The sequence below is a fragment of the Nocardia sp. NPDC051787 genome (genome assembly GCF_040681325.1).
In the GTDB taxonomy this organism is placed as follows: Bacteria; Actinomycetota; Actinomycetes; order Mycobacteriales; family Mycobacteriaceae; genus Nocardia.
This window is the reverse complement of record NZ_JBFAYO010000066.1, coordinates 1-5,455: the sequence shown is the minus strand read 5'-3', so window position 1 is coordinate 5,455 and position 5,455 is coordinate 1. Positions and strand designations below refer to the sequence as shown.

Here is a 5,455-nt window from a genome sequence, read left to right as displayed (position 1 = left end):
TCGTGAAGGATGTTCCGGCGGTGTCCTACTCTCCCACACCCTGTCGAGTGCAGTACCATCGGCGCTGGCAGGCTTAGCTTCCGGGTTCGGAATGGGACCGGGCGTTTCCCTGCCGCTATGGCCGCCGTAACTCTATGAAACTATCCACACACCCCGAACCCGACACCCCGGCTAGAACCTCTCTCGTTGCGGGAGAGAGTCTCCGGGGGAGTCGTGCCCGGCGGTGATCTGTGTGTTGTTTCAGATACCGCACAGTGGACGCGTAGCAACCTTTGTTGGTAAGTCCTCGGCCGATTAGTACCGGTCACCTCCACACGTTACCGTGCTTCCAGTTCCGGCCTATCAACCCCATGGTCTGTAGGGGGCCTTAACCACTCGAAGGTGGTGAGAAACCTCATCTTGGAACAGGCTTCCCGCTTAGATGCTTTCAGCGGTTATCCCTTCCGAACGTAGCCAACCAGCCATGCCCCTGGCGGGACAACTGGCACACCAGAGGTTCGTCCGTCCCGGTCCTCTCGTACTAGGGACAGCCTTCCTCAAGTTTCTGACGCGCGCGGCGGATAGAGACCGAACTGTCTCACGACGTTCTAAACCCAGCTCGCGTGCCGCTTTAATGGGCGAACAGCCCAACCCTTGGGACCTACTCCAGCCCCAGGATGCGACGAGCCGACATCGAGGTGCCAAACCATCCCGTCGATATGGACTCTTGGGGAAGATCAGCCTGTTATCCCCGGGGTACCTTTTATCCGTTGAGCGACACCGCTTCCACATGCCGGTGCCGGATCACTAGTCCCGACTTTCGTCCCTGCTCGACCCGTCAGTCTCACAGTCAAGCTCCCTTGTGCACTTGCACTCGACACCTGATTGCCAACCAGGCTGAGGGAACCTTTGGGCGCCTCCGTTACATTTTGGGAGGCAACCGCCCCAGTTAAACTACCCACCAGGCACTGTCCCTGAACCAGATCATGGCCCGAGGTTAGAAGTCCAATACGACCAGAGTGGTATTTCAACGACGACTCCACGAACACTGGCGTGCCCGCTTCACAGTCTCCCACCTATCCTACACAAACCGTACCGAACACCAATACCAAGCTATAGTGAAGGTCCCGGGGTCTTTTCGTCCTGCCGCGCGTAACGAGCATCTTTACTCGTAATGCAATTTCGCCGAGTCTGTGGTTGAGACAGCAGAGAAGTCGTTACGCCATTCGTGCAGGTCGGAACTTACCCGACAAGGAATTTCGCTACCTTAGGATGGTTATAGTTACCACCGCCGTTTACCGGGGCTTAAATTCTCAGCTTCGCACCCGAAGGCGCTAACCGGTCCTCTTAACCTTCCGGCACCGGGCAGGCGTCAGTCCGTATACATCGTCTTACGACTTCGCACGGACCTGTGTTTTTAGTAAACAGTCGCTTCTCTCTGGTCTCTGCGACCACACCCAGCTCACCAAGTAAATTGGGTCACCAGGCCTGGTCCCCCTTCTCCCGAAGTTACGGGGGCATTTTGCCGAGTTCCTTAACCACAGTTCTCTCGATCGCCTCGGTATTCTCTACCTGACCACCTGTGTCGGTTTGGGGTACGGGCCGTGTACCAACTCACTAGAGGCTTTTCTCGGCAGCATAGGATCACTGAATTCGCCTCAATCGGCTACGCATCACCTCTCAGGCTGTATGGGATCCGGATTTACCTGGACCCCGCCCTACCGGCTTACACCAGGTAATCCACCACCTGGCCCAGCTACCTTCCTGCGTCACCCCATCGCTTGACTACTACACCCAGGATCCCGCGCAGCCCCTTCCGGTCTCCCGAAGGAGATCCGTCCAGTTTTGGGCGGTTAGCACAGATGATTCGCCATTGGGCGCGGATACACGGGTACGGGAATATCAACCCGTTGTCCATCGACTACGCCTGTCGGCCTCGCCTTAGGTCCCGACTCACCCTGGGCGGATTAACCTGGCCCAGGAACCCTTGGTCATTCGGCGGACGAGTTTCTCACTCGTCTTTCGCTACTCATGCCTGCATTCTCACTCCCACAGCCTCCACAACTAGTTCACACTGCTGCTTCCATGGCTGCAGGACGCTCCCCTACCCACCCCAACCACTGCCCATCCTCCCAAAAGAGAACAGGAATGTACATGTTGGAGTGCCGCGGCTTCGGCGGTGTACTTGAGCCCCGCTACATTGTCGGCGCAGGATCACTTGACCAGTGAGCTATTACGCACTCTTTCAAGGGTGGCTGCTTCTAAGCCAACCTCCTGGTTGTCTCAGCGACCCCACATCCTTTTCCACTTAGTACACGCTTAGGGGCCTTAGCCGGCGATCTGGGCTGTTTCCCTCTCGACTACGAAGCTTATCCCCCGCAGTCTCACTGCCACGCTCTCACACACCGGCATTCGGAGTTTGGCTGACTTCGGTAAGCTTGTAGGCCCCCTAGGCCATCCAGTAGCTCTACCTCCGGCGTGAAACACGTGACGCTGCACCTAAATGCATTTCGGGGAGAACCAGCTATCACGGAGTTTGATTGGCCTTTCACCCCTACCCACAGCTCATCCCCTCAGTTTTCAACCTAAGTGGGTTCGGGCCTCCACAACATCTTACTGCTGCTTCACCCTGGCCATGGGTAGATCACTCCGCTTCGGGTCCATGACATGCGACTCAAAACGCCCTATTCGGACTCGCTTTCGCTACGGCTACCCCACACGGGTTAACCTCGCCACACACCGATGACTCGCAGGCTCATTCTTCAAAAGGCACGCCATCACCCCACCCCGAAGGGAAGGCTCTGACGGATTGTAAGCGCACGGTTTCAGGTACTATTTCACTCCCCTCCCGGGGTACTTTTCACCTTTCCCTCACGGTACTAGTCCGCTATCGGTCACCAGGGAGTATTCAGGCTTACCGGGTGGTCCCGGCAGATTCACAGCAGATTTCACGGGCCCGCTGCTACTCGGGAACCCACTACAACAGAGAACATGTTTTCGCCTACCGGACTCTCACCGTCTATGGTGGGCCGTTCCAGACCACTTCAACTAACACGAACTTTTCTGACTGTCGCCTACCACGGCAGTGATAGGAAAGTGAGCCCCACTACCCCAGACAGACAACGACTGCCGTCTATCACATCCATCTGGTTTAGCCTCATCCGCTTTCGCTCGCCACTACTCACGGAATCACAATTGTTTTCTCTTCCTGTGGGTACTGAGATGTTTCACTTCCCCACGTTCCCTCCACACACCCTATATATTCAGGCGCGGGTAACACGACATCACTCGTGCTGGGTTTCCCCATTCGGAAATCCTCGGATCTCAGCTCGGTTGACAGCTCCCCGAGGCTTATCGCAGCCTCCTACGTCCTTCATCGGCTCCTGGTGCCAAGGCATCCACCGTACGCTCTTAAACACTTACTAACAAAGATGCTCGCGTCCACTGTGCAGTTCTCAAACAACACACAAGACCAAACCCTGGCTCAGCACCAGCCGGAACCGAAATCCCGCGGTATGACTGAAGATTCAGCCTCGTCGTCATATTGCCTAGAAAGAACGCCTGTTCTCTCAGGACCCAACAGTGTGTCGACTACATCCCCGAACCGGAAACACCGAAGCTTCCGATCCCTCCGAGGCACATGCCAGCGTTCCACCCATGAGCTCCCGCCGGAAGACGACTGCTTCCGAAACGGTCTCTGCCACCAAACGTTTACCATCCCACCTATGTGGGTGCCGGTGGAGAATGCTCCTTAGAAAGGAGGTGATCCAGCCGCACCTTCCGGTACGGCTACCTTGTTACGACTTCGTCCCAATCGCCGATCCCACCTTCGACGGCTCCCTCCCACAAGGGGTTAGGCCACCGGCTTCGGGTGTTACCGACTTTCATGACGTGACGGGCGGTGTGTACAAGGCCCGGGAACGTATTCACCGCAGCGTTGCTGATCTGCGATTACTAGCGACTCCAACTTCACGGGGTCGAGTTGCAGACCCCGATCCGAACTGAGACCGGCTTTAAGGGATTCGCTCCACCTCACGGTATCGCAGCCCTCTGTACCGGCCATTGTAGCATGTGTGAAGCCCTGGACATAAGGGGCATGATGACTTGACGTCGTCCCCACCTTCCTCCGAGTTGACCCCGGCAGTCTCCTGCGAGTCCCCGCCATTACGCGCTGGCAACACAGGACAAGGGTTGCGCTCGTTGCGGGACTTAACCCAACATCTCACGACACGAGCTGACGACAGCCATGCACCACCTGTACACCGACCACAAGGGGGCCTACATCTCTGCAGGTTTCCGGTGTATGTCAAACCCAGGTAAGGTTCTTCGCGTTGCATCGAATTAATCCACATGCTCCGCCGCTTGTGCGGGCCCCCGTCAATTCCTTTGAGTTTTAGCCTTGCGGCCGTACTCCCCAGGCGGGGCGCTTAATGCGTTAGCTACGGCACGGATCCCGTGGAAGGAAACCCACACCTAGCGCCCACCGTTTACGGCGTGGACTACCAGGGTATCTAATCCTGTTCGCTACCCACGCTTTCGCTTCTCAGCGTCAGTTACTGCCCAGAGACCCGCCTTCGCCACCGGTGTTCCTCCTGATATCTGCGCATTTCACCGCTACACCAGGAATTCCAGTCTCCCCTGCAGTACTCAAGTCTGCCCGTATCGCCTGCAAGCTCACAGTTGAGCTGTGAGTTTTCACAGACGACGCGACAAACCGCCTACAAGCTCTTTACGCCCAGTAATTCCGGACAACGCTCGCACCCTACGTATTACCGCGGCTGCTGGCACGTAGTTGGCCGGTGCTTCTTCTACAGGTACCGTCACTTGCGCTTCGTCCCTGTCGAAAGAGGTTTACAACCCGAAGGCCGTCATCCCTCACGCGGCGTCGCTGCATCAGGCTTTCGCCCATTGTGCAATATTCCCCACTGCTGCCTCCCGTAGGAGTCTGGGCCGTGTCTCAGTCCCAGTGTGGCCGGTCGCCCTCTCAGGCCGGCTACCCGTCGTCGCCTTGGTAGGCCATTACCCCACCAACAAGCTGATAGGCCGCGGGCCCATCTCGCACCGATAAATCTTTCCACCCCCAGCCATGCAACCAGGAGTCATATCCGGTATTAGACCCAGTTTCCCAGGCTTATCCCGAAGTGCGAGGCAGATCACCCACGTGTTACTCACCCGTTCGCCGCTCGTGTACCCCGAAGGGCCTTACCGCTCGACTTGCATGTGTTAAGCACGCCGCCAGCGTTCGTCCTGAGCCAGGATCAAACTCTCCGTTGAAGACTCACAATCACACCCACAAGGAGCGCAATCAAAAGTAATAACCAGAGTCCGAAAACCCAGCAAAACAATCGCCAGCCGGAAAATTAGCTGACAAAAATGCCCGACCCCCCACACGGGGAGTGAAGAGCCGGAACCAAAAAATATTTGGCACTGACATTCATCGACACACTATTGAGTTCTCAAAGAACACACGCACACA

At 56.7% G+C, this 5,455-nt stretch carries 3 rRNA genes; all 3 read right to left on the bottom strand.

Features of this window, described 5'->3' with window-relative positions:
- Window positions 1–12: 12 nt before the first annotated feature.
- The 3 genes from rrf to AB0M45_RS33670 all read right to left on the bottom strand — a co-directional run bounded on the left by rrf (window position 13) and on the right by AB0M45_RS33670 (window position 5,253).
- A 5S ribosomal RNA gene (gene rrf, locus AB0M45_RS33680) occupies window positions 13–129 on the bottom strand.
- A 145-nt stretch (window positions 130–274) separates the two neighbouring features.
- Window positions 275–3,404, bottom strand: a 23S ribosomal RNA gene (locus tag AB0M45_RS33675).
- 330 nt (window positions 3,405–3,734) lie between these two features.
- Window positions 3,735–5,253, bottom strand: a 16S ribosomal RNA gene (locus AB0M45_RS33670).
- The 16S, 23S and 5S rRNA genes sit together here, the layout of an rRNA operon.
- Between the last annotated feature and the right edge of the window lie 202 nt (window positions 5,254–5,455).